A 26,306-nucleotide genomic window follows, 5' to 3' on the forward strand; every position below is an offset into this window, starting at 1 on the left:
CACTCCGAAGAACGCAACGCACTGGTCGACGCGGTCGATGGCGAAGGAGACGGGCCTCTCGCAGTCGTCGGTTTCACGGATCTGGCGGGCCTTCGGCCTGCAGCCGCACCGGTCGGAGACCTTCAAACTGTCGACCGATCCGTACTTCGTCGACAAGGTCCACGATGTCGTCGGCCTTTACCTGGACCCGCCCGAGCGGGCCCTGGTGTTCTGCGTCGACGAGAAGTCGCAGATCCAGGCCCTGGACCGATCCCAGCCCGTGCTGCCAATGATGCCCGGGGTTCCCGAGCGGGTGACCCACGACCACGTCCGCGCCGGCACCACCACCCTGTTCGCCGCCCTCGAGGTCGCCACCGGCAAAGTGATCGGCTCCCTGCACCGCAGACATCGGGCTGAGGAGTTCAAGAAGTTCCTCACCAAGCTCGACAAAGAGGTGCCCGCCGACCTGGATGTCCACCTCATCTGCGACAACTACGCCACCCACAAGACCCCCGCCATCAAGAAGTGGCTGCCGGCCCACCCCCGCTTCCACCTGCACTTCACACCGACCGGCTCGTCCTGGCTGAACCTCGTCGAGCGATGGTTCGCCGAACTGACCAACAAGCAGATACGGCGCGGCGTTCACAGGTCCGTCCAAGCCCTGGAGAAGGACATCCGCAACTGGATCGCCGCCTGGAACACCGACCCGAAGCCCTACGTCTGGACGAAGACCGCAGACGAGATCCTCGAACGCCTCGCCAGTTATCTGAACAGAATTCCCGACTCAGAACACTAGGGGCTGCGGGGAAAGTCCTGGTCACAGCCATTCGTTGAGGACTGCGCCCTGCACGGTCGCCTCAGTCCGCGCCGCCCTTCCGGCTCTGCGCCGACCGCATTTGGCGCTCATGATGTTCGAGGAGCGCCTCATCCGAGGGGTGCGGCGACCCGCGCCCTGAACTCGTCGTCAAGATCTGCGGGGCAGCGACGGCGTGGCCCGGTACTCCGGTGCCGCCGGATCACCCGGTCGAGCCAGCACCTCCGCCACACCTCCGCCACACCCCGCGCTTCACCGGGGCGGTCCTGTCACATCTCTTGCAAAGGTCCGGACCAACTGCTAATTCCCTTTCTGTTAGGAAAGTTTCCTACCAGTTGGTGAGACGGCTCGATCGACTTCCGTCGATGGTCGAACGTCACCCTTGACCGCCAGGAGTCCCCCATGAGACCGGCACGATCCGTTCCGCTCGTCGCCGTGCTGCTCCTTCTCGGCCTCGTCCTGTCCCCGGGAACCGCACAGGCAGGCCTTGCGGCCCCGACGGCAGCCACACCCGTCGCCGCCAACGGACAGCTCAAGGTCTGCGGCACCAAGCTCTGCAACCAGCATGGAAAAACGATCCAGCTCCGAGGTATGAGCACGCACGGTCTGCAGTGGTACAGCCAGTGCGTCACCGGCGGCTCGCTCAACGCCCTCGCCACCGACTGGAAGGCGGACGTCCTGCGCATCTCCATGTACGTCCAGGAGGGCGGCTACGAGACCGATCCGCGCCGCTTCACCGACCTCGTCCACTCCGCCATCGAGCAGGCCACGGCCCGGGGCATGTACGCCATCGTCGACTGGCACATGCTCGACCCCGGCGACCCGCACGAGAACCTCGCCCGCGCCAGGACCTTCTTCTCCGAGATCGCCCAGCGCCACCGCGACAAGGACAACCTGCTGTACGAGATCGCGAACGAACCCAGCGGGGTCAGCTGGTCCCGCATCAAGAGCTACGCCGAGCAGCTCATCCCCGTCATCAGGGCCAAGGACCCGAACACCCCGATCCTCGTCGGCACCCGCGCATGGTCCTCGCTCGGCGTATCGGACGGCGCGAACGAGTCCGAGGTGGTGAACAACCCGGTGAACGCGGCCAACATCATGTACACGTTCCACTTCTACGCGTACTCGCACCGGGACGAGTACCTGCGGACTCTCGCCCGCGCGGCCGACCGTATACCCGTCTTCGTCACCGAGTTCGGCACCCAGAACTACGCCGGTGAGGGCGCGAACGACTTCGCCATGTCGCAGCGCTACCTCGATCTGCTGGCGGCCAAGAAGATCAGCTGGGTCAACTGGAACTTCTCCGACGACGAACGCAGCGGCGCCGTCTTCAAGCCGGGTACCTGTGCCAACAACGGTTCCTGGAACGGCACTTCCTCCCTCAAGCCCGCAGGCGTCTGGATCCGCGACCGCGTCAGGACACCGGACGACTTCTGATCGGAGACAAAAGGAGCGAAGGGAGCGACAGGAGCCGGCCCACAGCCACACCGGGCCGGCTCCCGTCGGCCTCCCGGCCCTGGAGGCGGCCGCGCGTGGCGGGGCGTCAGCTGCGCGGTTGCCACCGGTGCTGTGGTGCCGTGTCGAGGTTGGCCGCCGGCCACGCCGCTGCCCTCGTGGACGCCGCCCCCCTCCGAACCGGAGCGACGCCTCGCGACGGCGAACCGTGGCTGAAATAGTCCACGGCCTCGGCCCCGGTCGGCCGCTGGAGAAGGCGGGGGCGGTGAGCGCCGTGCACAGGTGGGTGACAGGCGGTCAGCTCGCCCGGTCCGGGTCCGGGTCCGCATCCACGTCGGTGGCGAGGGCGATAGCGAGGGCGAGGGCGATAGCGGCGGCCTCCGCCGCCCCGACACGGCCCGGGCGCCCGCTGGGTGGGCCTCGCGGAGCCGGCCGGTCGCGCTGCGCAGCGCCGCACTCCGACGACGGCCTCGGCATCCCGCCCGGCCCCGGCGCAGGCGGCCCGGTAAGCGCGTCCACGACTCCGCACCGACCCGTCAGGGGGCGTGGATGTCGCGTGCGGGCAGGGTCGGCACCCTGCGCACCGTCAGTTCCCCTCGTCGGCCAGTCGCCGGACGCCGGCCTTGTCCAGCTTTCCGGAGGCGTTCCTCGGGACGGCGGGCACGATCGTCAGGCGCGTTGGCAGCTTGTAGCGGGCCAGCCTTCCCGCCGCGTACGCGTGGACGGCCTCCAGGGTGATCTCCGTCGTGCCGTCCACGCTCATGACGGCCTGCACGCTCTCGCCCCACTGCTCGTCGGGGATGCCGAGGACCGCGACGTCGACCACACCCGGCATGGCGGCGAGGACCCGTTCGACCTCCGCCGGATAGACGTTCTCGCCCCCGCTGATGATCATGTGCTTGAGCCGGTCGACGATGTACAGACAGCCGTCCACGTCGAGATGGCCGATGTCGCCGGAGTGGAACCAGCCCTCATCGTCGAAGGCCGCGCGGTTGGCCTCCGGGTTGTTCCAGTAGCCGGCGGTGACATTGGGGCCGTGGACGACGACCTCCCCCGGATCCCCCGGCTTCAGGGGCGAGTTGGTGACCGCGTCGACGACCCGGACCTCGGTGAACGGCATCGCGATGCCCGCGGAGCCGATCTTGTCCAGGGTGTGCTCGACGGGCAGATGGGTGGCGAACGGGGCGGTCTCGGTCAGGCCCCACGCCTGCTGGAGCAGCACGCCGTGCCGGGCGTAGAGCTCGATGAGCGAGGGCGGCACCGGCGCGCCCGCCACCACGATGGACCGCAGGTGGCTCAGATCCTGGTCGAACAGGCCGGGTTGTCTCGCCAGGGCGGCGAACATCTGGGGGACGCCGAACATGGAGTTGACCCGGTGGGTGACCAGGTCGTCGAGACACATCCGCGGGTCGAACCCGCGTCTGATGACCACCGTGCCACCACGCACCAGCGTGCGGAGCACGAAGCTGTTCAGGGTGCCGATGTGGAACAGCGGAGCGGCCGCGTAGGTGACGTCGCCACGGCGGGTGTCGAGACGGAGCTCGACGTTCACCGAGTTCCAGAAGACGTTGCCGTGGGTGAGGACGACACCCTTGGGCGTGCCGGTGGTGCCGGAGGTGAACATCAGGACCGCCGGGTCGTCCGCCGACTTGGCGGCGATGGCGGACCTGGGTACGGCGGTGGCGAGGAGGGGCGCCCAGGGTTCCCAGCCCGCCGCGCCCTCGGTCGGCACCTCGGGGTCGTCGTCCACCAGGAGGAAGCGGGCGAGGGCGGTCCTGTCACGTACCTGGTCGGCGCTCTCCCGGTGGCCCTCCTCGCAGATCAGGGTGGAGGCGCCGCTGCGGACGAGGACGGCCTCCAACTCGGCTGCGGCCAGCCGGAAGTTGACCGGGACGAACACGGCACCCAGCCGGTGGGCCGCCAGCAGCACGACGAGGAAGGAGCTGCTGTTGAGCCCGAGGTGGGCGACCCGGTCCCCGTCGCCGATGCCGCCGTCGGCCAGGACGGTGGCCAGACGGGCCGCCCTGTCGTCGAGTGCGGCGTAGGTGAGGTCGCCGCCCGCGTAGCGGATGGCGGCGGAGGCGCCCTGGTAGCGGGCGTTGCGCGCGACGGCGGCGGCCGGATTGAGGTCGACCCGCAGGCCGGAGTTGCGTGGGTGCGGTCTCATCGCGTCGGGTGTGGTCACGAGCGGCTCCTCATCGAGCGTCAGGATCGAGCGTCACGGGTGGTTGCCACCGGCGGCACCGGCGAGGCCGCGTACGCCGATACCTCCGTCGACAAGGACCGCGTGCCCGGCGATCGGGCCGCTCCGGGCACGGGAGGCGAGCAGCACATGGGGCTCAGGCTGCTCCGGAGGTGACCGCGGAGAGCGTCGCGGGGGTGGGGCCGTCGGGGCGGACGGTGATGCCGTGTACGGCGTTCGTGGGGGTGGAGTGGAAGGTCGGGGTGTGGGCCGGCAGCAGGTGTTCGAGGAGGACGGTCGATTCGCGGAGCGCGAATTGCAGGCCGAGGCAGGCGCGGGGGCCGATACCGAAAGGGAAGTAGGCGCCCGGGTGGGTGGGGCGGCCCTGCGGGGTGGTGAAGCGGCGGGGTTCGAAACGCTCGGGGTCCGGCCAGAGTTCCGGGTCGCGGTGCGTGAGGTAGGGGCAGACCAGGATGTCGGTGCCCGCCTCGATGGCGTAGCCGGCGAGGGTGTCGTCCTGGCCGGCATGGCGCGGCAGGATCCAGGCGGACGGGTAGAACCGGAGCGTCTCGTGGACCAGGGCCTGAATGGCCTGACGGCGTTGCGCGGAGCCCTCGTCACCGGCGGCGAGAGCCTGTTCGCGGGCGGCGGGATACCGGTCGAGGAGCAGATAGAGCCAGGTCAGGGTGGTGGCGGTGGTCTCGTGCCCGGCCGCGAGCAGGGTGACGAACTCGTCGCGGATCAGCCGGTCGGTGTACTCGGGCCGCTCGGTGGCGGCGTCGGTCAGGACGTGCAGCAGGCCCGGACCGTCGGGGCCCGCCGCCCCGCTGCGAGCGGCCTCGACGGCGTGCCGGACGACCGCGTCGATCCGGTCGAGATCGGCGGCGACGGCGTCCCGGGCGTCGGTGGCGTCGGCGGGCAGGGTCGGAAGGGCGGCCCCCACGGCTTCCACCGCTGACAGTTCGCGCTGGGTCTCGTCGTCGAGGGGGTGTCCGGTGAGGGAGCGCCAGATGGCGTCCAGGGCGAAGCGGTGCATCTCCTGGCCGACGTCGAAGGTCTGCCCGGTGCGGGCGTACGCGTGCCAGCGTTCCGCGGTGGTCCGGGCGGCCTCGGTGATCCGCTGCTCGTAGCGGCGCATACCGGTACCGGTGAACTGGGACTGCAGCAACCGGCGTTGCCCCTTCCACGCCGCGCCGGTGGCGGCCATGACCCCGTCGCCGATCAGGAGACGGGCGCGGTGGGAGCGCTTGACGTACCGCTCCGGCCGGCGGGCGAGGACGTGCTGGACCGCCTCGGGGTCGGTGACGAGAACGGTGGGAAGGGGCCCGAGGCGGAACGCCGCGACACCGCCGAGCCGTTCGCGCACCCGCGTCAGCAGGGCGACCAGCTCGCCTCCCTCCGACCGCCACCGCTCCACCAGCCCTGGATCGGCCTCGGGGACCGGGCACGCCGCCCCGGGCACGTACGGAAGAGATCCGAGACCGGCTTCGGTGTCCATGTGTCTTCCCCCTGTTCGACCGCCCGGTCGGCCAGTCGGCCAGTCGGCCATGAGCCGAGCACTACAGCACGGACTGTACGGGAATCGGCACATTCGGTGACAGTCGATCGCGGCGCGCAGGGCCCGAGCGGGTGTGGTGACGCCCGTCCGGCTCGGTGGTGCCGCACCGTTGTCGCGGCGGGAAATTCGGTCGCGCCCCGTGAGGCGAGCCGTCAGCTTCCGGCTGAGCGCAGTGAGCTACGAGGCGCGAGCGCGGAGGGAGCCGTAGATGGAGACCGCAGGCGTGCGGACCGACCGTTTGGGCTTACCGCTCGACCAGTTCGACCAGGCCAGGGAGATGGCCCAGGTGCGGCTGACGGGGCTGGGCGACGACGAGTACCTGTGGGAGCCGGTGCCCGGTTGCTGGTCGATCCGGCGCCGGGGCGAGGCGACGACGCCCAGGGCGTTCGGGCCGGGCGAGTGGGTGCTCGACCTGGGCGCCCCGGACATCCCGGCGAGCGAGTACGCCGAGGTCGCCCGGCAGGCCGCCGACGGCATGAGCGTCGCCCGGATCGCCGACGACTGGAGGGTGAGTGTGGAGCGGGTCGAGCAGGTCCTCGCCCACACCGGTGTGCCGGAGCCCGACAGGACGCCGGTCACGGCCATCGCGTGGCGGCTGGCGCACCTGCACGTCCAGTTCGCGGGCGGTTGGGAGTGGACCTTCGGTGAACGGCGGCAGGATCCCGAAGCTGTCGGTCGACTTCACCCCGTCCGCCGCCTCCGCACTCGAACGGTTCTGGCCGCTGGTCGACCGCTGGCGCGACAGCGTCGCCGCCGTCACCGACGAGCAACTCGACACGGTCGGCTTCTCGCAGTACCCGTACGGCTCCGCCCCCGACGACCCGTTCGCCGCCGTCCTGGCAGGAGCCAACCTCGAGTTCATCCACCACATGGCCGAGATCGCCCTGCTCCGCGACCTGTGGCGGGCCCGTTTCACAGCTGCCGGGTGAGTCCGGCCCTTCGCGTCGATCGTGTGGTCAGTGCCTGATGCGAGGATCCCCGCCCAGCCGGGCAGGGAGATCCCCGTGGGCACCTGGGGCACCTGGGGCACCTGGGGCACCGACCCCTTCGGCAACGCCACGGCCGCGGACTTCGCCGACGCACTCGACGCCACCGGGCCGGAGGGGCGAGAGGCCCTGATCCGCGGCGTCCTCACCCGCACCGTCGACGCCACCGGCCACCTCGGGGAAGCGGACGAAGCGGTGGCCGCCGCTCTGCTCGCGGCGCAATACCCGGGCGGCGAACCGGCCGAGACGCCTTACGGCCCCGCCTCGGACCGGGTCGACCCGGACGACCCGGACGACTCGAAGCAGTGGCGGGCGATGCTCAACCGCCTTCGCACGGTCCTCGCGCCACCGCCGTCCTCCCTCGCCGGGGAAGCGGCGCGATCGCGATCGTGAACTACATCGCATACCCGGGGTTCAGGTTGCGGACGGGGGTGGTGCACATGTTCGGATGAGACGATGCGCTCCCCCCACCGCACAGATCCGCATCAGTACGGCCACGACCGCTCCGACACGCCCCGCAATCCGTACGACGAACTCGGCACTCTCGACGACGGCCCGCTGGAAGTGACCTCTCTTGAGGAGTTCTTCGACAAGGACACCGCCGAGCGGAGGGACGAGCCGGAGCAGGAGCCGGAGTGGACGCCGCCCGTCCATCGCCGGGGCGGCCGGCGTCGGCGTGGCCGTTTCGCCGGGCTGCCGCTCGCGGTGAAGGCGGTCGTGGGCCTGGTCGTCCTCGCCTCCTTCGTGGCCCTCGGCGACCGCTGGGCACTGCTGTACGCCGAACACGAGGCCGCTGACACCCTGGAGGACCGGCTGGACCTGGCCGCGGCGCCCGAGGTGGAGATCGGCGGCTTCCCCTTCCTCACCCAACTCGCGGGCAAGCGGCTGGACTCCGTGCGGGTGACCGTGCCGGACGTGGCCGCCGACCGCGTGTCGCTGGCGAAGGTGTCGGCCACGGCCCATGACATACGACTGGACGCCGACGGCCTCACCTCCGTACGCGGCGCCCGCGTCCCCCGGCTCGACGGCGACGTCCTGCTGTCCTTCGCCGACCTCAACCGCGAACTCGGCGCGTCCCAGGTGACGTTCACCGGCGACGGTCGTGACCGGGTCCGGGCGCGCGGCACCCTGCCGGTCGCCGGGCGCGATCTGCGGCTGCGCGCCGAGGCCACGATCCAGCGGCAGGGCGAGCGGGGCATCGCCACCCGGATCGGCGGGATGCGCCTGGACATCGGGGACCTGGCCACGTACCGCCCCGGCACGCGCGCCTCGGACGGCCTGCACCTGACGCCGCATGCCTCCGCCGACCTCGCCCGGGAGACCCGTAAGGCGAAGGCACTGCTGTCGGTCCCGGCGATCGTGCGGCGGCTGGGGGTGTCCGACGCGGCCGCGCGCGAGGCGTTGAGCGACGACGGTGAACTCGCCGAACTGACCGGCTCTCCGCGCTTCGCCCGCCAGGCCCAGAGCCTCAACCTCATCGACCTGGCCCTGGACAACCCCGCGGTGCTGCGCGGTCTGGGCCTCGACCCCGACCTCCTCGACGCCCTGTCCCGGCTCACCCGACCCGTCCTCGCCGACCGGCTGTCCCTGTCCTTCGAACTGCCGGAGCCGGAGCACGGGACCATGCGGCTGCGGGACGTCCGCGTCGAGGAGGACGGCATCCGAGTGCGGCTCACGGGTTCGGAGTTGGCCGTGGGCAGCTCGTGATCCTGTGTTCTTGATGAAATTTGGTGTGCAGATGTGTTGACCTCTGTTCGAGATCTCTTCTAGTTTGCGGAAGCCAAAGAGCCGCCGACCTGCGCCTCGAGGTTTCGCGGACGCAACTGCCCTGAAAGGGATCTGGTGCCACGAAAGAACCATCGCGGGACAGCCTGCCTCGCGGCGTCGCTGGCCGGTGTCACGGTATTCGGCGGAGTCCTCGGCTCCCCCGCGTCCGCCGCTCCCGCAGCCGCCGCCCGCCACGCCTCGCCGCCGCCCGTCAGCGACTTCCGCGGCGTCAACTGGGCCGACCCACGCGACAACTACGCCGACGACGCGGTCGTGCCCTCGGGCCTGTCCACCTCCGACAGTTACGCCACGACCTACGCCAAGTCCCGGGCGATCATCGGCGGGTTCTCCCGGCTCGGCGCCAACACGGTCCGCCTCCCGGTCAACCCCACGTCCGTGAACGGCCCGTTCTGGACGTCGTACCGAGGCGCGATCGACGCCGCCACCGCCAAGGGTTTCAAGGTCATCCTGGGGTACTGGGAGGCCGACAACACCAAGGACGGCAAGATCGACGACCAGGCCTCCTGGGACCGGATGTGGGCGCGGACCACCTCCGCCTACGGCCACAACTCCAAGGTGTACTTCGAGCCGATGAACGAGCCGTTCGGCTACACCTCCGAGGAGTGGCGCGACGTGGCCGCGCGTTGGCTGACCACGCACCGGTCCATCCCCCGCGACCGGGTCCTCATCGGCGGCATCAAGTACAGCGAGGACGTCAAGCCGGTCTGCGCCGACAGCCGGCTCGACGGCACCCGGATCGCCCTGCACAACTACGGCTTCTGGCACACCGACTGGACCAGCGTCGAGCAGTGGAAGGCGGACTTCAAGGAGCGCATCGGCACCTGCGCCTCGCGGACCGTCCTCGACGAGTTCGGCGCCTCCATGACCACCGGCCTGAACTACAACGGTCCCGTCAACGGCTCCAACGAGGTCGCCTACATCCAGGCCGCGACCGACACCATCCGGGAGCTGGGCCTCGGTTCGGTCTACTGGCCCGGCCTGCGCAACGGTGACACCTACTCCCTCACCATCCTCCAGGGCACGGGCACCCGCCTCAGCCTGAAGGTGAACAACCAGAGCGGGCTCGACCGCCTGCACTGGGCCTGGAAGAAGTAGCGGCGCCACGACAGCCGCAGGCCCCTTCCGGGTCCGACGCCACAGCGCGACCGGACCCGGAAGGGGCCTGCGGGCCTGACGTCCGAGCGGAACGCGTGACAACGGACCACGGTCCGGGGAAGCGCTCGTCCCGTCTCGGTCGGCCTGGGTCTGGGATGCAAAGTGCCTTCCCACAACGCAGTTGACGGCATGTGACCATCCCGCGCTCCGCTATGCTCAGCCCCGTTCGAACGAATGACGACCGACCGAACGAGCGACGACCGGCGGACATCCCGTCCTCCGGGAGGAAACGTGGGCGAACACGTGATATCCGGAGACGGCGACGACCAGACGGCGACGCGTTCGCAGCGCGGCTCGGAACGGCTGATCGCCGGTCGGTATCTTCTCCAGGAGGTCCTCGGCAGGGGCGGCATGGGCACGGTCTGGCGCGCCCAAGACCAGTTGCTGGACCGCCCGGTCGCCGCCAAGGAACTGCACACCCTCACCCACGGCGACGACGAGCACCGCATACGGATGCGCCGGGCGATCCGTGAGGCGCGTGCGGTCGCCCGGGTACCGCACCCTCATGTGGTCGGCGTCCACGACCTGGTCGAGGCGGAGGACCGGCTGTGGATCGTCATGGAACTCGTCGAGGGCCCCTCGCTGGCCCACCACCTCGCCGAGAGCGGACCGCTCACTCCTCAGCACACGGCCGTCCTCGGGATGCAGCTGCTCGACGCGCTGGAGGCTGTGCACGCGGCCGACGCCCTGCACCGTGACGTCAAACCCGCCAACGTCCTGCTGCGCCGGGACGGCAACGCCGTCCTCACCGACTTCGGCATCGCGGCCCTCGACGACGGCGAGTTCCTGACCAGCACCGGCCAACTGGTCGGCTCCCTCGAGTACATGGCGCCCGAGCGGGTGACGGGGGCGGAGAGCGGCCCGGCCTCCGACCTGTGGTCGCTGGGCGCGACCCTCGCCACGGTCTGCGGCGGTCGGTCCCCGTTCCGCGGACCGAGCGGGCCCGCGACGCTGCACGCGGTGGCCTACGAGGAACCCGTCCTGCCGGAGCGGCTCGGCCCGCTGCGGCCGGTCGTCGAGGCGCTGCTGCGCAAGTCCCCCGACGAGCGCCCTTCGGCGGCCGGTGCGCGTTCCGCGCTGCGGCGCGTCGCGGCGGGCGGGACGGAGGCCGGGCCGCTGCCCTCGGCGACCGTACGCGTCCCTCCGCCTTCGTCCCCGTTGGCCGACGTCGACACCGTGACCAGCGGCCGTGATCGGCTCGTGCGGGCCGGGCAGACCGTACCGACGGCGGGGCACACCGGGTCACCCGCCCCCTCACCTCATCGGTCGCCGCGTCCGGCGGGGCGCAGGCCGCTGTGGTGGGCGTTGGCCGGCACGGCGGTAGTGGCGGCGGGCGCCGTGGGGGGTCTGTTCCTGACCGGAGTGCTGCCGTTCAAGGAGGATCCGACGACGACGACCGTCAGCCACGTCGTGCAGTCGGCGACCGGCTGGCAGCCCGTGGCCGGGGTCACCGTCCGGCGGGGCGACCGGGTCACCGTGCGCTTCGTCTCGGGCGAGTGGACGGCGGACCACCGGAACATGCCCATGACCGGGCCGGCCGGCTACGACGCGGCCACCGACGCGCTGCTGGACGGCGCGAAGGACTGCAAGGTCAAGGCCGCAGCGCCGTTCGGCACTCTGCTGGCGGTCCTCGCGGGCGGCAAGAAGTTCCCCGTCCACGTCGTCGGCCGCAAAACGACCTTCAAGGCCAGCGGAAACGGCATTCTGCAACTGGGCATGAACGACGACGCCGGAGCCTGCTCCGAGGACAACAGGGGCACGCTGACCGTGAAGGTGAGCATCACGCACCCGAGTTGACGGGTACGGCCCGGTCGTCGTGGGACTCCCGGATCGGCCGGGGTCATGGCAGCAGCCCCGCCCGCCGTGCCGCGGTGACGGCTTCGAAGCGGGTCGTGGTGCCGAGTTTGCGCATGACCGAGCGCAGATAGCCCTTCACGGTCTCCAGGCCGATGTCGAGCCGGTCGGAGATGCCGACGTTGGTGCAGCCCGCGGCGACCGCGGTGAGCACGTCGAGTTCGCGTGGCGACAGCCGCGCCGGATTCTCCGAGGACGCCCGCTCGGGCCCCTCGGAGCAACAGCCCTGTTCCAGCAGGGAACACACCTCGTGGAAGCGGTCCTTGAGGTGGCCGTCCTCAAGTGACGCGGCGAGGTCCAGCAGGTCGGCGTGGGCCTCGTGGACGCGTTCCAGGGCCGCGCCGTCACGGGGCGCGGTGTTGTCGCGTACGGCCCGGGCCTCCGAGAGCAGCCGGTGGACCTGTTCGTGGGAGGCGAGGAACTGCTCCAGGTCGCGCGCCGCCTGCGTCATCGCTGTCAGTACCCGGTCGCCGAGACGCACCGCGTCACGCGATCCCACGAAGAGAACGGCTCGGACGGCGGTCCCCACGATCACGGGTGCGGCCGCCATCGCCCGCACCCCTTCGGCCGCGACGAAGGAGTCGTACTCATGGCTGATCCGCCGAGCAGACCGGTAGTCGCTCACCGCCGCCGGCCGACCGGTCGTCAGCACCTTGCCGATCAGTCCGGCCCCCGCCGGCACGGACAGCCCCCGGCGGTCCGGTGATCTCACACCGCTCGTCTCGCTGATCCGCAACTGCCGCGGACCGACGACCCAGGCCGCCCCGGCGACGGGCATCCCGCTCTCCCTGCGCAGGGCCAGAACGGCGGCACGGGTGGCCGCTGCCTCTTCGCTGTCTTCCGCCGGTAGCACGACCGGGTCGTCTCCCTACCTGACCGGCAGCGGGGACGCGCTGCCACAGCCGACTCCCCCGTCGTCAGGAGAACAGTTCTGCAAGCGACTGGATCGCGTCAAGAGCGCACAGGTGGAACATAATTGACGGAACATCATCTCTTACGGGGGTGACACGTGCCCGCATGACCGGTCCCCGCACATCACCCTCAGACGGGGGTAGCTGGGCGGCCGGGTTTGTCTCATGGTGGTGCTCTCAGCTCCACGAAGACGTATACGACACCGCGCTCGATGGCAGCAGCCGCAGTACCAGCACCACTCCCGCACGACGCCCGTGCTTGTCCCGGGCAGGGGGCGCAATCTCGCCCCCGGGCAGATCGAGGAACCGCATGACAGTGACATCACCCCCCACTTCGGACGACGACCGCCAAGTGAAGCGTGGCATCACGGCGTTACGGGACACCGCCGGGGTGGACCTCGCCTTCGGCGGTGTCGTGGTCAGGGGCCGGCACGCGCAACTGACCGAGTTCACGGGCAACTCCACCAACGCCCTGTCCGGGCTGACCCTCGGATTCGGCATGGGGCTCGGCGGCAAGGTGGTGGCCCTGCACCGCCCCATCGCCGTCAACGACTACGCGAACTCCAAGCAGATCAGCCACCATTACGACCTCATGGTCGCCGCGGAGGGCATTCACGCCGTCGTGGCGGCGCCCGTGGTGGTGAACAGGACGGTGCGGGCGGTCATGTACGGCGCGGTCCGCCGTTCCGTGGCACTGGGCGACCGGACGGTCGACGCGGTCATGGGGGCCGCCCGGGATCTGGAACAGAACATGGCGGTGCGGGACGAGGTGCTGCGCCGTCTCGACGCCCTGAACGAGCCCACGGAGGGCGCCGGGCCGCCGGATTCCCCCGTGGCCCCCCGATGGGAGACGATTCGCGAGGCATACGCGGAGCTGCGGATCCTCGCCCAGCAGCTCACCGACGACGACCTGCGCGACCGGGTCGCCGGTGTGTGCGACACGCTGGCCGGCGCCGGGGCTCCGGCCCCTCGGTACCTGAGCGCCCTCTCCAGCCTCTCGTCACGGGAACTCGATGTGCTGTCGTGCGTCGCGCTGGGACGGACCAACGCCGACGTGGCGGATGAACTCGGCCTTCGGGCCGAGACGGTGAAGAGCTATCTGCGCAGCGCCATGCGCAGGTTGGGCTGCCACTCACGGATGGAGACCGTCGTGGCGGCCCGCCGCCTGGGGCTGCTGCCCTGAGCATCGCGGCGGCGGGTTCTCCTGGTGCCGGGCCCGACCGACGCTCCTCGCCACGCTCCGCAGCCGCCCGGCAGTCGCCGGGCGACTTCGCCGTACGCGGGCCCCAACGGCCCGTCCCAGGGCGACGGTTCAGGAGGTGAGGGCTTCCTTTCGGAGGCGCTCGAGGACGGCGAGCCGGTCTTCGTTCTCGATGCGCGCGGTGGCGGTGCGCTCGGGATAGCAGCGCATGAACATGTTGGTGAAGTGCGTGCCGTAGTGGATGAACTCGTCCGCCCCGCCCGCTTCCAGCGGTCGAGCGACAGCCTGGAAGGACGGCTCGTGGAAGTACGCGATGGTGTACCGCTCGCGGTCGGCCAGACGCACCTTGTGCGGCGTGGAGAGGAGGGTTCCGCCGGTGATGAACTGCATGATGTCACCGGGGAAGACCGTGAATACCGCGGGGACCGGGGTGACGAAGGTCCAGGGCTCCTCGTTCTCGTACCGCCCGGCCATGGACTCGTCGGGCAGCCAGTTGCGTCCGCGCGTCTCGCCCGGTACCGGGGGCCGGATGTAGAGGCCGCCCACGTCGTCCTGGACCGCGATGACCAGCAGACCGTAGTCGGTGTGGGAGCCGATGCCCCGCTCGGAGGTGGCGTCCGCCCGAGGGAAGCGCAGGACCCGCATGTGGTGCCAGCCGTTCTCGGTGAGCTTCGTGAAGTGCTCGATGTCGTCCAGGCCGAGGCCCAGCGCGACCAGTCGGAGCAGTCGCTCGCCGATGTCGCCCACGGCACCCATGTAGTCCTTCATGGCCGCGGCGTACTGCTCGGACGGCCAGGGCGCGGGGCCGTGGCAGGGCCACCTGTCCATGACGCGGGCGTCGTCCTCGGGGATGTCGGGGCAGACGGTGAAGATCTCCGAGCCGTCCTTCTCCCCGGCCGTCTCCTCCTCCCCGGACGCGACGTACCCGCTGTAGGTGAGGTCGGACACGTGCCCGGCCTTCTCCTTGAACGGGCGGCCGAAGAAGCCCCGGGAGGCGTCGAGGGCCCGCTCGGTGACAGCTTCCTGGCCCGGGGTGGCCCGCACCTGGAAGATGCCGTCGGCCTGCCAGGCGGCGATCAGTGCCTGGCCGAGTGCCTGGTCCGTGTCACTGCCGTCAACCGTCGAGGGCAGTACGAAGGTCTGCAGTTCTGTCATGCCGTTCACCCTGAACCGGACGCACATAATCCACTACCCCCGTCTGAGGGGGCCGTCCAGCAGCGTGGTGCCGAGTCCGGATGGTCTAACTCTCGACGAGCCGGGCCAGGTTCGCCAGTGCCATGCGTGTGCCTGTCTCGTTGTCGGCGGCGGGCACGGCGTCGGGGATCCCTTCGTGCACGACGAGGACCTCGGTACCCCCGTCCGCGTCGGTGAGCGTGGTGGTCATCGTCATCGTGCCGCGCAGCGCGGGATCCTCGGTCTCGAACTCGAGGACTTCGACCACCTCCTCGTCCGGCACGAGCCTCGCGAAGTGGCCGTGGTACGTGTCGGTGTGGGACGCGGACTTGCCTGTGCCGGTCGGCGCGTCGTAGGTCAGGGAGACACGGAACCTCCCTCCTTCACGGGCGTCGAACTCGTGCACATGGCTGCTCATGCCGGCCGGAACCCGCCATCGCGCGATCGCGTCCGCGTCGACCAGCGCCCGGTACACGGCCGCACGGGAGGCGTTCACCTGTCGGGAGACCCGCGTCGAGTACATGGGGCCAACCTAGCCTGCGGGCTCACTGTCGTTCGGACAGCGCCCGCAGCCGGTACTCGCTGGGTGAGACGCCGTGGGCGGTGCGGAAGGCGCGGGTGAAGTCGGAGGCGCGGGGCATGCCCCAGCGGGCGGCGACGACATGGATCGGCGTGGTGCGCAGGGAGGGGTCCGCCAGGTCGCGGCTCGCACCCTCCAGGCGCCGGGCTCGGATCCAGGCGGCGACCGTTTCGCCCTGCGTCTGCTGCTGGAAGATGCGGTGGAGGTAGCTGAGGGAGATGTGGTGCGCGGCGGCGACCACCGGTGGCGTCAGTTCCGGGTCGTGCAGGTTCTGCCGGATGAACGCCCGGATGCGTTGTGTCAGCGCATGCAGGCGGGTTTCCGGGGACAGGGCGGCCTCGGCCTCCAGGACGTGGGCGGACCAGGCCGCCAGCAGATCGAGCAGGACCGTGCCCAGACGTGGCGCGTCGGACGGCTGGAGGATTTCGGCCTGCCGCTCCAGGCCGGTGAGGAAGTCCGCCAGCAGGGCGCCCAGGCCCTCCCGCCCCGACAGTCCTCGGCACAGCAACTCCCGGACCCGGTGCGGCGGAAGCGGCAACAGTGCCTTGGGGAAGTCGACACCCACGCCCCGGATGAGGCCGGCCCCCCGGCCGTCCGCCGACCGGACGTCGTAGGGCCGTGAGCTGTCGGCCAGGTGCAGGTCGCGGGGGCCGAACGTCTCGTACCGGCCGGCGTGATCGAGGGTCAGGCCCCCGTCGAGCAGCAGCGTCAGGTGGTACAGCTCAGGATCGGACCGGCGCACCATCCGCTGGTTGCGCCAGTAGCGGGTGGGCAGGAACGACGCCGGCCACACGGTCACCGGACCCAGCTCCATCAGCCGCAACTCCGCCCGGAAGTCGGCGGAGTGGGTGCTGATCACCTCGCTCGTCCGTGTCCCGCCGATCAGTTCTCGCCAGTAGTCGAATCTGTCCCCCGCAGGCACGTCCTCGCTGCGGAACACGGTCCCGATCATTGCGTCCCATCTCCGATGTCCCCGTCGGGCATTCGCGCCGACATCCTTACATGCGGAGATTTCCGCGGTTCCGGCGCATCCGCCCGGTGCAAGAGGCGAAGGGGCAGGTCCATGGGCATCGGCCCTGCCTCGGCGTTCCCCCTACGATCAGCGCATGAGCGTCTGGAAGCAGGGCCTGGACGGCGCGGGTGTCCGGGAGCCGGGGTTGCGGAGGGACTACGACAGGCAGCGGGACTTGGTGGCGCGTTCCCGGCGCACCTCGTACCTCGCGGCTCGGCTGTTGCTGCCTCGACGGGTGTTGCCCCACGTCGTGGCGGCGACGGCGGTGATGCACCACGGGGACGACCTCCTGGACACCGGCCCGAAACCGCAGCGGGCCTCGGCGTGGGCGTCGTGGGAGCAGGAGGTACGCAAAGCGCTGGACACGGGGCTGAGCGACGATCCGTTGATCCGCGCACTGGTGCACACCACGGGGACGTATCCGCGGCTGCGGGAGGCTGTGGAGGAGTACCTGTCCACCGCCACAGCCGAGTTGGAGTTCACCGGCTTCGCCACCGAGGCCGACTACCAGGCCTATGTGGAAGCCTATTCGCTGCCCGCGTTCATGCTGGTCGCGTCGTTGCTGGGTCCGGAGGACGACGACGGACGGTTCCGCGCGGGCTGCCGGACCCTCATCGAGGGCAGTCAGCGGCTGGACTTCGTCAACGACCTGGCCGAGGACCTCCCGGAAGGCCGCCTGGGCATCCCGACGGAGACGCTGGAACGCTTCTCGGTCACGGTGGAGGACCTGGCGGAGGGCCGGGAGTCGGCAGGCGTACGGGAGTTGGTGCAGGATCAGGTCGAGGCGGCCCGCGTCTCCCTCAGAGCGGCCTGCGCTCTGCCCGTTCTCACGGACGGCCCCGGCGGAGTGCTGCTGGACGCCGTCATCAAGATCGAGCTGTTGACGGCGAACGCGGCACTCAGGCGTGGTGCCCGGCTGCTGCGCGGCTCCGCGTCCCCACCGGCGGCGGGAACGCTGCGGGTGCTGCTGGGTGCGCGCCGAAGGGCTCGCGGGGAACGACGCTGAGCGGTCAGGTCACGGGGGCGCCGAGAGGGCGGGAGACCAGGGGTGGGGCGGATGAGTGAGGAAGACCGGATCCAGCGGGCCTAGACGGCGTACGAGCGTGCTTTTCTTCGCCGAGGACGCGGGTGGACCGGACACCGCCGAGGGGGATCACGGGCTTCAGCGGCGGCGGGGTCCGCTCGACCGGATACCAAGGTAGGACTTCCGAGTGGTACCGCGGTACCAGTGGGACGCCGAAGTGTCCCCTGCGGTCCCAAGGGCGCGGGCCACTGGACTCGTAGTTTCGAAGGCGGAGGTCGCGGGGGATCGCGGCCCGGTTCGAGGCTAGAAAGGCCCACTGCCATGATCGAAGCGCGTGAGCTGACGAAGCGGTACGGGGACAAGACGGTGGTCGACCGCCTGGGTTTCACCGTGAAGGCCGGTGAGGTGACCGGCTTCCTGGGACCCAACGGCGCGGGCAAGTCCACGACCATGCGCATGATCATCGGGCTGGACTCCCCCACCGCGGGCGAGGTCACCGTCAACGGGCGCTCCTACGCCCGGCACGCGGCGCCGTTGCACGAGATCGGCTCGCTGCTGGAGGCCAGGTCGGTCCACCCCGGGCGGACCGCGTTCAACCATCTGATGGCGCTGGCCCACACGCACGGCATCGCCCGCCGCCGGGTGGACGAGGTGATCGAGCTGGCCGGACTGACCAGTGTGGCCGGCAAGCGGGTGGGCGCCTTCTCCCTCGGCATGGGACAGCGGCTCGGAATCGCCGCCGCCCTGCTCGGCGACCCGGCGGTCGTGATGCTCGACGAGCCCGTCAACGGTCTCGACCCGGAGGGTGTGCTGTGGGTGCGCAACCTCCTGCGCTCGCTGGCCGACGAGGGCCGGGCGGTGATGCTGTCCTCGCACCTGATGAGCGAGACCGCGCTGATCGCCGACCATCTGGTGATCATCGGGCGGGGGCGGCTGCTGGCGGACACGACCGTGGACGACTTCGTCCGGGACGCGGGCGGCGGTGGGGTGAAGGTCGCGACGACCGAACCGTTGAAGCTGCGCTCGCTGCTGGCCGGTCCGGACGTCACGATCAGCTCCTCCGCCACCGAGGAACTGATCGTCGCCGGGCGGGACGCCCGGGAGATCGGGGCGATCGCCGCCCAGCACGGGGTGCCGTTGTACGAACTCACTCCGCATGCCGTCTCCTTGGAGGAGGCCTTCATGCAACTCACCGCCGACGCCGTCGAATACCAGAGCGCTCCCGCCGAGCCCGCGCGAAAGGCCGCCTGATGACCGCCACCGATCTCTCCCTGGTCCCCGCCCGCACGAGAGTGCTCAAGGTGACCGGCCGCCGGGTGCTGCGCTCGGAGTGGGCCAAGTTCTGGTCGCTGCGCTCCAGTTGGATCACCCTCGGGGTGGCCCTGGTGCTGCTGGTCCTCTTCGGGGCCATCGCCAGTTACACGTACAGCCCCGACGTCACCGCCGACGCGGGGCCGCCCGGGCCGGGCTCCGGCGGCGGCGACGCGGTCAGTCTGGCGCTGACCGGCGTGACCTTCGCGTCCCTGGCGGTGGGCGTCCTCGGGGTGCTGCTGTCGGCGGGCGAGTACAGCACCGGCATGATCCGCTCCACGCTCGCGGCGGTACCGCGGCGGCTGCCGGTGCTGTGGTCGAAGAGCGCCGTGATCGGTGTCATCGCACTGGCCCTCACCACCCTCGGCGCGCTGGCCGCGTTCCAACTGGGCGTTCCCGGCCTGGACGGGGAGAAGATCTCGCTCTCCCTGGGCGACGACGGGGTGCTGCGCAGCCTGGCCGGCGCCGGCGTCTACCTCGGTCTGGTCGCCGTGTTCGGGGTGGCCCTGGGCGTACTGCTCCGCTCCTCCGCCGGAGCCATCGCGGCCCTGGTCGGCATCCTGCTCATCCTCCCCGGCCTCGCCACGCTGCTGCCGGACTCGTGGTACGACACGATCACCCCCTACTTCCCCAGCAACGCGGGGTCGGCGATCTACGCCCTCACCGAGTCCGCGGACTCCCTCTCGCCCGGCCAGGGGCTCGGGGTCTTCACCGGCTGGGTGGCCCTGGCCCTGGCGGGGGCGGCGTACCGGCTGGTCCGCACGGACGCCTGACCTGCGAGACCACGGCCCCCTGACTTCCGAGACCGAGGACAATGAGGACCATGAGTCCGCACCGCGCGACACCCGCCGCGGAGACCACCCCGGGGACGACGCTCCCGCCGTCCCCGGGGTTCGACGCCGCCTGGCACCCGGTCCTGGGCCGCATGCTGCACGGACAGCACCGGCGGCAGCTGCTGGACCGGCGCCACCCCTGGCTGCTCGACACCGCGGTGGTGCTGGTCGTGGCGCTGCTCAGCCTCCCGGACCTGCTCACCGACGACAGGGACGGCGGCCCCTTCGGCGAGGCGGAGCACCGGAGCGACCTGCCGGTCACCGTCCAGGTCGCCTTCGCGGCCGCCCTGGTCATCCCGCTGTGGTGGCGGCGCCGGGCCCCGGCCGCCACGTACTTCGTGATCGCGACGGTCTCCCTCGTCCAGTGGTCGCTGGACCTGTGGCAGCAGGCCGGCGTCAGCATGCTCGTCGCCCTGTACAGCCTGGCCCTGCACGGCTCCCTGCGGGTGCTGGGCTGGGCGGTCGCGGTGACCGTCGGCGAACTGGCCCTCGCGGTCTGGCTCCTGGGGCAGGTCGAGCATCCGCTGCTCGGCCTCTTCTTCCTGCTGGGCACGGCCACGGCGGCCGTCACCCTCGGCCTCACCCTCCGCATCCGCCGGATGTACCTGGCGACACTGGAGGACCGCGCCACCCGCCTGGAGATCGAACGCGACCAGCGCGTCCGGCTCACCGCCGCCGCCGAGCGCTCCCGGGTCGCCCGCGAGATGCACGACATCGTCGGCCACAACCTCTCCGTCATGGTCGGGCTCGCCGACGGCGCAGCCACCCTCGCCGCCCACAACAACGAGCGGTCCGCCGAGGCCCTGCGCCTCCTCGGCGACACCGGCCGGCAGGCCATGGGCGAACTCCGCCGCGTCCTGGGCGTCCTGCGGGCGGACCCGGACGGCCCGGACGACGAACGGCTGCTCGGCCCGCAGCCGGGCATCCGCGACCTGGACCCCCTGCTGGCACGGGTCCGCGCGGCGGGCCTGCCCGTCACCTACCGGACCGTGGGCGATCTCGACGCGCTGGGCAGCGGCGTACAGCTCACCGTGTACCGCATCGTCCAGGAGGCCCTGACCAACACCCTCAAGCACGCCGGTACGGGCTCCGCGGCCGAGGTCGGCGTGACCGCCGAGGCCGCCACCGTACGCGTCCGGGTCACCGACACCGGCGTCCCCGAGGGGACACACCGCCGCGCGGAGCCGGGGCCGGGGACCGACCACCCGGGGCACGGCCTGGTCGGCATCAGGCAGCGGGCCGCCATGTACGGCGGCACCGTCGGCATCGGCCCCCGCGACACCGGCCACGGCTGGATCGTCGACGTCCTGCTGGACGTACCCCCCGCACCACCCACCGTGCCGGCCTCAGGAGACCATCTGCCATGACCACCGTGCTGATCGCCGACGACCAGCCCCTGCAACGCCTCGGCTTCCGCATGCTCCTCCAGGGCACCCCCGGCCTCACCCCGGCCGGCGAGGCCGAGCACGGCGCCGAAGCGGTCCGTCTCGCCGCGCAGCTGCGCCCGGACGTCGTCCTCATGGACATCCGCATGCCCGGCATGGACGGCCTGGAGGCGACCCGCCGGATCGTCGCCTCCGGCGGCCGCACCCGCGTCCTCATCGTGACCACCTTCGACCTCGACGAGTACGCGTACGAAGGGCTACGGGCCGGCGCCAGCGGCTTCCTCCTCAAGGACGCCCGCCCCGAGGAACTCGTCGCCGGTATCCACGCGGTCGCCACCGGCGACGCCGTCGTCGCCCCCAGCCTCACCCGGCGGCTCCTCGACGCCTACGCCCATCAGGTCCTCGCCCCGAGCGGCGCCCCCCTCCCGGCAGACCCCCGGCTGCAGAGCCTCAGCGACCGCGAACACGAGGTACTGGTCGCCATCGGCCAGGGCTGGACCAACGCGGAGATCGCCGAGCGGCTCGTGCTCACCGAATCCACCGTGAAGAAGCACGTCGGCCGCGTCCTCGCCAAGATCGGCGCCCGCGACCGCATCCAGGCCGTGATCATGGCGTACGACGCGGGGCTGGTCAGGGCGAAGCCGTAGCCGCGCGGAGCGGGCAGGTCAGAAGGGGCGATCGTACGGGCGGGCCCGCACCCGGTCGTAGATCTCGCGCAGCCACGGCCGGCGGACGGCGGGCAGCCGGGCCAGCGTGTGGAGGAACACGGCGGAGTCGGGCCGGAAAGGTGACCATGGGCGCAGGGGCAGCGGGTCGTCACGCTGGACGCCGTCGGGCAGTCCGCCGGTCGCGGGCACGGGCAACCGCACGCGCGGGGACACCATGTGCGTCCAGACGTCGGCCGGCAGCGACACGACAGCCGGGGCGCCGGGCGGCCGCCAGCTCCGGCCCGTCCGCGGATGCCGGGGGACCAGGGCGATGTCCGGGGCGGGACGTGCGGGAGGAACCCCCGGTCCGGCCGGCGCAGCCTGCCTGACCGGCGTCCCCGACGGGAGCAGCGCGCCGAGTGCGCGGCCGAACGTGTCCGCGAGGACGCCGTCGGGGACGGCCACCGGTCCGCCCTCCGAGGCCACCAGCAGATGCGCGAGGGCCGCTCCGACCGCCGCCTCCCACCATGAGCTCCATCGGCCGTTCGGCTCGACGGGCGGCGTGCCCTGCTCCCGCTCGACCAGCGCGTCCCAGTCGGCCACTTCGGGCGCGGGCCCGTCGTCGGGCAGCCTGCGTACGGCACGCGGGTCGAGCCACACCACCTGCCAGTACGAACAGTCGTCGATCCGGGTCGCCACCGCCTGCCCGCAGCGCGCGCAGGCCAGGTTCGGGCCGTCCCTGCCGTCCAGGCCCCTGCAGTAGCCGTCGCACCGCTCGGGGATCAGCACGGTGCCGCAGGTGTCGCCCGGCGCGACCGCGACCGCCCCCGGCGGCCCGAACGACAGGGCGCCCACCGGTGCGAACACCCCACGCTCCGCCGCCTCCTGCGCCCCGACCTCGCTCCACGGCCGCCATGGCTGCCCGGAGGGCTCCGGGTCGACGGCGTAAGTCCCCGCCTCCATCAGCGCGGGAAGCAGCGCGTGCCCGTAGCGGTGATGCGCCTGCACGGGGAGCGCGACCCGCACGACGGAGGCGGTGAGCGCGGCACCGCAGCGCGAACACCCGAAGACAGCCATGGGTCCTTCCTCCGTCCTCTGTCGGTCGGCGGTGCGAGCTCGCGTCGAGTGACGCGGTCATTCGGCGTCGAGCTGGTGGTCGGCCCAGACATAGCTCTCGGGCAGCAGGTCGGTGATGAGGACGGTCCGGACGCGGTCGCCGGCGCCGACGATGACCTTGAGGGCGGGGAAGTAGTCGAGGAGGACCTGCCGGCACCGGCCGCACGGCGGAACGACCCCCCGGTCGCGGTCGCCCACGGCGACGATCGTGTCCAGCTCGTGGACGCCCTGGGCGGCCGCCGTGCCGATGAGGACCAGCTCGGCGCAGGGGCCTCCGGTGAAGTGGTAGGCGTTCACCGCCGTGACGATCCGGCCGTCCCGGGCGCGGGCCGCGGCCGCCATGGTGTGGTTGTCGCCCCGGCAGCGGGTACGAGCGACGTGCGCCGCGGCCTGGACGAGGTCGTGGTCGACGTGGTCGATGGGGTGGATCCGCGTGGTCATCGTCTCTGCCTTCGTCGGGTGTCAGGTGACGTTGACCCGGGCGGCGAAGGCGCGCAAGCGAATTTCGGAGGTCCGGCAGGCGGCCGCGCACCGGGCCGCCGCGCGTCCCTGATGCGCCGGATGGGCCGCCCCGGTGAGCGGTCTGGAAGGGCGGGGCCGGATCGCCACCGCCCGGGACCGGTCGCCACCGCCAGGACCGGGTCGCCACCGCCCGGACCGGATCGCCACCGCCCGGACCGGATCGTCACCGCTACCGATGGGTGTCGGGTTCCTCTTCCTTCGTCGTGCGCCCCAGGTAGGTCACGGGGCCGGGGTTCGGCACGTCGATCTCGTGGAAGCCCAGGCGGTCGTAGAAGGCGCGAGCCGGGGTGTTGGTGGTGAGCATGGAGAGGTGGACGGCCGGGACGGATGCGGTGCGCAGGGCTCGGAGGAAGGTGCGCATCAGGGCCCTGCCGTGACCCCGGCCCTGCCGGGCGGGGAGCAGGTCGATGTGCAAGTGGGCCGGATACGGGGTGAGTTCGGGGAGGAGCATGCGTTCGGGGTGGTGCAGGAGCTCGATGACCGCCTCGTCGGGGGTGACCGGCGGGCCGTCGGGCACCGGGAAACGCTCCGCCACCAGAGGGAGCCACTTCTCGCGGAAGCCCTCGACGAAGGCTGCGGTGTTGGCGGTGCCGAGGATGTAGCCGACCGCTTGTCCCCGGCCGTCGTCCAGGACGAAGGTCAGTTCCGGTTCCAGGTGGGCGTACGGGGTGGCGAAGGTCGCCGGGAAGATGTCGGGGTCCGTGTAGGCGGGGCGGCTGTCGCCGCCGTTGTGGGCGGTACGGACGCAGATGTCGTGGAGGGCGTCGTGGTCCTCGGGGCGGTACGAACGTACTGCGGGAGGCGAGGTCATCGCAGCATCCTGCGTGGTGCGGGACGCTCCCCACAACCGTCGGAGCGACCACGCCTCCCCCGTACGACCACGCCTCCCCCGTACGACCGCGCTCAGCCGGCTGCGGCCCCGAACCACCGCGGGAGCCGGTCGAGCAGCTCCCGCTGCTCCTCGCCGGCCCACGCCACATGGCCGTCGGGGCGCAGCAGCACCGCGGGCGCGTCCAGGTCCTCGGGGGCGTCGACGACGTGATCGACCCGGTCCGCCCAGCCCTCCACCGAGAGCCGGCCGGTCCGGTCGAGCAGCAGGCCGCGACCGTCGTGCATCAGCTCGTAGAGGCGCCCCCGCTTCAGCTGTACGTCCCTCATCCGGCGGCCGAGCAGCTCGTGGCCCTCGCCGAAGTCGTAGCGGATGTCGACCCCCGTGATCATCCCGGTCACGTACCGGTTCACCTCCTCGAAGTCCATCAGCTTCGAGAACAGCTCCCGCAGCGCGGTCGGACCCGGATCGGACCCCAGCAGGGTGATCTGCGCGCGGGTGTTGACCAGCACGCGGGCGGCCACCGGGTGCCGCTCGGCGTGGTAGCTGTCCACAAGCCCCTCCGGCGCCCAGCCGTTGACCGCGGCGGCCAGTTTCCAGCCGAGGTTGAACGCGTCCTGCACACCGAGGTTGAGCCCCTGTCCGCCGGTCGGCGGGTGGATGTGCGCCGCGTCGCCGGCCAGCAGCACCCGGCCGACCCGGTAGCGCTCGGCCTGCCGGGTGGCGTCGCCGAACCGGGACAGCCAGCGCGGCGAGTGCACCCCGAAGTCGGTGCCCGCGTAGGCGCGCAGCCGCTGCCTGAACTCGTCCAGGGTCGGTGCGGTCGTACGGTCCTCGGACACGCCCTCGGCCGGTACGAGGACGCGGTAGTTCCCGTCGCCGAGAGGGGCGAGGCCGAACCGCAGTTGGGTCTTGCGGACCTCCTCGACGACAGCGGCGATCGTCGCCGGGTCCTCGGTCGCTCCCATGTCGCCCAGCAGCGTCTCGACCGTGGCGGGCTCGCCGGGGAAGGCGACGCCGAGGAGCTTGCGCACCGCACTGCGGCCGCCGTCGCAGCCGACGAGGTAGCGGGCGCGCAGCCGCGTGCCGTCCGCCAGCTCGGCGGTCACACCGTTCTCGTCCTGGCTCAGCCCGACCAGTTCGCTGCCGCGCCGGATGTCCGCGCCGAGCTCGACGGCGCGCTCGTGGAGCAGGCGTTCGGTGACCGGCTGCGGGGTGGCCACGCCGTACGCGTGCGCCGTGTCCAGACTGTCCGGCCAGGGTTTCATGATGCCGCCGAAGAGGCCGCCGACCTGGAACGTCTCACTCACCGCGAGGAACCTGTCCAGCAGGCCGCGCTGGTCCATCACCTCGACACTGCGCGCGTGCAGTCCCTGTCCGCGGGACTCCCCGGTCGGCTCGGTCAGCTTCTCCAGCACGACCGTGTCCACGCCGGCCAGCCGCAGCTCGCTCGCCAGCATCAACCCGGTCGGTCCGCCGCCGACGACGATCACGTCGATCATCTCAATCCCCCATGTGCGCAGATTCTCGCTTCGGTCGGCGATTCTGCGGCACGGGCCGGGCCTTGCCGCAAGCCCCCTGGTGCGCTATACGTTGAGAGTGGCAAGGAGTGGTCGAACTCCTTGCCTTTGTCGTTTCCGGATTTCCGGAGTCGTTCCAGGTGCTTTTTCCGGCGCCTTTCCCGGAGTCGTTCCCGGCGCCCTTTCCGGTCCGCCGTGGACGGACACCCCGTTCCCCGCCACGTCCGCTCCCGCCGGTTCGCGTGACGGCCCGGACCGTGCCCACAATGGCGCTGTGCCGGGAACGGAGTGTCCGATGTTCTCCCGAACCGCAGGCGGCCCGGGGGCGGGCCGCCAGTCGTTCGGACGTCGGCGCAGGAGTTGCTTGCCGAGGTCGGCGCCCCTGCGACTGTCGGCCTGTGCCTTGCGGAACAGCTCGACCACCTCGGTATCCCTCTCGCGCTCCGCGTCCTCCTCCGTCGCACGCCGCCC

21 protein-coding genes and 2 pseudogenes are annotated in these 26,306 nt (G+C 71.4%); 13 read left to right on the forward strand and 10 right to left on the reverse strand.

The genetic code is table 11. The features are described 5' to 3' along the window. Nucleotide 1: 1 nt before the first annotated feature. Both OG272_RS01635 and OG272_RS01640 read left to right on the forward strand, forming a co-directional pair. A pseudogene (locus OG272_RS01635) lies at nt 2–775 on the forward strand (IS630 family transposase); the annotation flags it as partial. Between the two features lie 420 nt (nt 776–1,195). Beyond that, nucleotides 1,196–2,230 (forward strand): glycoside hydrolase family 5 protein, encoded by a 1,035-nt coding sequence (locus tag OG272_RS01640; protein WP_326573481.1) that lies wholly within the window; start codon nt 1,196–1,198, stop codon nt 2,228–2,230. A 604-nt stretch (nt 2,231–2,834) separates the two neighbouring features. Here the strand turns inward: OG272_RS01640 and OG272_RS01645 are convergent. Together OG272_RS01645 and OG272_RS01650 are read right to left on the reverse strand one after the other, a co-directional pair. Then, a complete protein-coding gene (locus OG272_RS01645; RefSeq protein WP_405892250.1) occupies nt 2,835–4,433 on the reverse strand; it encodes an AMP-binding protein in 1,599 nt (532 codons plus the stop codon). A 154-nt stretch (nt 4,434–4,587) separates the two neighbouring features. Then, the gene (locus OG272_RS01650; RefSeq protein ID WP_405892252.1) at nt 4,588–5,928 is read right to left on the reverse strand and encodes a cytochrome P450; all 1,341 of its coding nucleotides are present in this window, start codon (nt 5,926–5,928) and stop codon (nt 4,588–4,590) included. A gap of 268 nt (nt 5,929–6,196) precedes the next feature. Here OG272_RS01650 and OG272_RS01655 point away from each other — a divergent pair. From OG272_RS01655 to OG272_RS01675, 5 genes and pseudogenes are all read left to right on the forward strand, one after another. Continuing rightward, nucleotides 6,197–6,917: pseudogene (locus OG272_RS01655) on the forward strand (DinB family protein). A gap of 30 nt (nt 6,918–6,947) precedes the next feature. Next, nucleotides 6,948–7,367, forward strand: a complete 420-nt coding sequence (locus tag OG272_RS01660) for a DUF4259 domain-containing protein (protein ID WP_405892254.1) — start codon at nt 6,948–6,950, stop codon at nt 7,365–7,367. Between the two features lie 63 nt (nt 7,368–7,430). Beyond that, the gene (locus tag OG272_RS01665) at nt 7,431–8,681 is read left to right on the forward strand and encodes a DUF2993 domain-containing protein (protein WP_405892255.1); all 1,251 of its coding nucleotides are present in this window, start codon (nt 7,431–7,433) and stop codon (nt 8,679–8,681) included. Between the two features lie 135 nt (nt 8,682–8,816). Then, nucleotides 8,817–9,857 (forward strand): glycoside hydrolase family 5 protein, encoded by a 1,041-nt coding sequence (locus OG272_RS01670; protein ID WP_405892257.1) that lies wholly within the window; start codon nt 8,817–8,819, stop codon nt 9,855–9,857. 291 nt (nt 9,858–10,148) lie between these two features. Beyond that, the gene (locus tag OG272_RS01675) at nt 10,149–11,714 is read left to right on the forward strand and encodes a protein kinase domain-containing protein (protein ID WP_405892258.1); all 1,566 of its coding nucleotides are present in this window, start codon (nt 10,149–10,151) and stop codon (nt 11,712–11,714) included. 43 nt (nt 11,715–11,757) lie between these two features. Here OG272_RS01675 and OG272_RS01680 read toward each other — a convergent pair whose 3' ends face one another. Beyond that, nucleotides 11,758–12,624: a LuxR C-terminal-related transcriptional regulator gene (locus OG272_RS01680; RefSeq protein ID WP_405892259.1), complete on the reverse strand. Its 867-nt coding sequence runs from the start codon at nt 12,622–12,624 to the stop codon at nt 11,758–11,760. A gap of 368 nt (nt 12,625–12,992) precedes the next feature. Between OG272_RS01680 and OG272_RS01685 the strand changes: the two genes are divergently transcribed. Beyond that, nucleotides 12,993–13,865, forward strand: a complete 873-nt coding sequence (locus tag OG272_RS01685) for a LuxR C-terminal-related transcriptional regulator (RefSeq protein WP_328222199.1) — start codon at nt 12,993–12,995, stop codon at nt 13,863–13,865. Between the two features lie 129 nt (nt 13,866–13,994). Here the strand turns inward: OG272_RS01685 and OG272_RS01690 are convergent, their stop codons facing one another. The 3 genes from OG272_RS01690 to OG272_RS01700 all read right to left on the reverse strand — a co-directional run bounded on the left by OG272_RS01690 (nt 13,995) and on the right by OG272_RS01700 (nt 16,588). Further along, nucleotides 13,995–15,038, reverse strand: coding sequence for a 2-oxoglutarate and iron-dependent oxygenase domain-containing protein (locus OG272_RS01690; protein WP_405892260.1), 1,044 nt, complete (start codon nt 15,036–15,038; stop codon nt 13,995–13,997). A gap of 85 nt (nt 15,039–15,123) precedes the next feature. After that, entirely contained in the window at nt 15,124–15,579 is a 456-nt protein-coding gene (locus OG272_RS01695) for an SRPBCC domain-containing protein (RefSeq protein WP_326573498.1), read from the reverse strand. Between the two features lie 22 nt (nt 15,580–15,601). Further along, nucleotides 15,602–16,588 (reverse strand): AraC family transcriptional regulator, encoded by a 987-nt coding sequence (locus tag OG272_RS01700; RefSeq protein WP_405892263.1) that lies wholly within the window; start codon nt 16,586–16,588, stop codon nt 15,602–15,604. Nucleotides 16,589–16,742: 154 nt separating this feature from the next. Here OG272_RS01700 and OG272_RS01705 point away from each other — a divergent pair, with 154 nt between their 5' ends. The 5 genes from OG272_RS01705 (at nt 16,743) to OG272_RS01725 (ending at nt 21,848) form a co-directional block, all read left to right on the forward strand. Continuing rightward, entirely contained in the window at nt 16,743–17,654 is a 912-nt protein-coding gene (locus tag OG272_RS01705; protein ID WP_405892264.1) for a squalene/phytoene synthase family protein, read from the forward strand. 339 nt (nt 17,655–17,993) lie between these two features. After that, nucleotides 17,994–18,923: an ATP-binding cassette domain-containing protein gene (locus tag OG272_RS01710; protein WP_405892265.1), complete on the forward strand. Its 930-nt coding sequence runs from the start codon at nt 17,994–17,996 to the stop codon at nt 18,921–18,923. Then, nucleotides 18,923–19,756: an ABC transporter permease gene (locus tag OG272_RS01715; RefSeq protein ID WP_405892266.1), complete on the forward strand. Its 834-nt coding sequence runs from the start codon at nt 18,923–18,925 to the stop codon at nt 19,754–19,756. Before OG272_RS01710 ends, OG272_RS01715 begins: the two co-directional genes overlap by 1 nt. Nucleotides 19,757–19,806: 50 nt before the next feature. Next, nucleotides 19,807–21,183 carry a sensor histidine kinase gene (locus OG272_RS01720; RefSeq protein ID WP_405892268.1) on the forward strand — a complete coding sequence of 459 codons (1,377 nt, stop codon included), beginning with the start codon at nt 19,807–19,809 and terminating at the stop codon, nt 21,181–21,183. Further along, a complete protein-coding gene (locus tag OG272_RS01725; RefSeq protein ID WP_405892270.1) occupies nt 21,180–21,848 on the forward strand; it encodes a response regulator in 669 nt (222 codons plus the stop codon). Before OG272_RS01720 ends, OG272_RS01725 begins: the two co-directional genes overlap by 4 nt. A gap of 18 nt (nt 21,849–21,866) precedes the next feature. Here OG272_RS01725 and OG272_RS01730 read toward each other — a convergent pair whose 3' ends face one another. From OG272_RS01730 to rox, 4 genes are all read right to left on the reverse strand, one after another. Beyond that, nucleotides 21,867–22,925, reverse strand: a complete 1,059-nt coding sequence (locus tag OG272_RS01730; RefSeq protein ID WP_405892272.1) for a hypothetical protein — start codon at nt 22,923–22,925, stop codon at nt 21,867–21,869. A gap of 57 nt (nt 22,926–22,982) precedes the next feature. Continuing rightward, a complete protein-coding gene (locus OG272_RS01735; protein WP_405892274.1) occupies nt 22,983–23,405 on the reverse strand; it encodes a cytidine deaminase in 423 nt (140 codons plus the stop codon). A gap of 250 nt (nt 23,406–23,655) precedes the next feature. After that, nucleotides 23,656–24,297 carry a GNAT family N-acetyltransferase gene (locus tag OG272_RS01740; RefSeq protein ID WP_405892275.1) on the reverse strand — a complete coding sequence of 214 codons (642 nt, stop codon included), beginning with the start codon at nt 24,295–24,297 and terminating at the stop codon, nt 23,656–23,658. Between the two features lie 92 nt (nt 24,298–24,389). Further along, nucleotides 24,390–25,817, reverse strand: coding sequence for a rifampin monooxygenase (gene rox / locus OG272_RS01745; protein ID WP_405892277.1), 1,428 nt, complete (start codon nt 25,815–25,817; stop codon nt 24,390–24,392). Nucleotides 25,818–26,306: the final 489 nt, after the last annotated feature.

This window comes from Streptomyces sp. NBC_00104 (assembly GCF_045160825.1).
Taxonomy (GTDB): domain Bacteria; phylum Actinomycetota; class Actinomycetes; order Streptomycetales; family Streptomycetaceae; genus Streptomyces.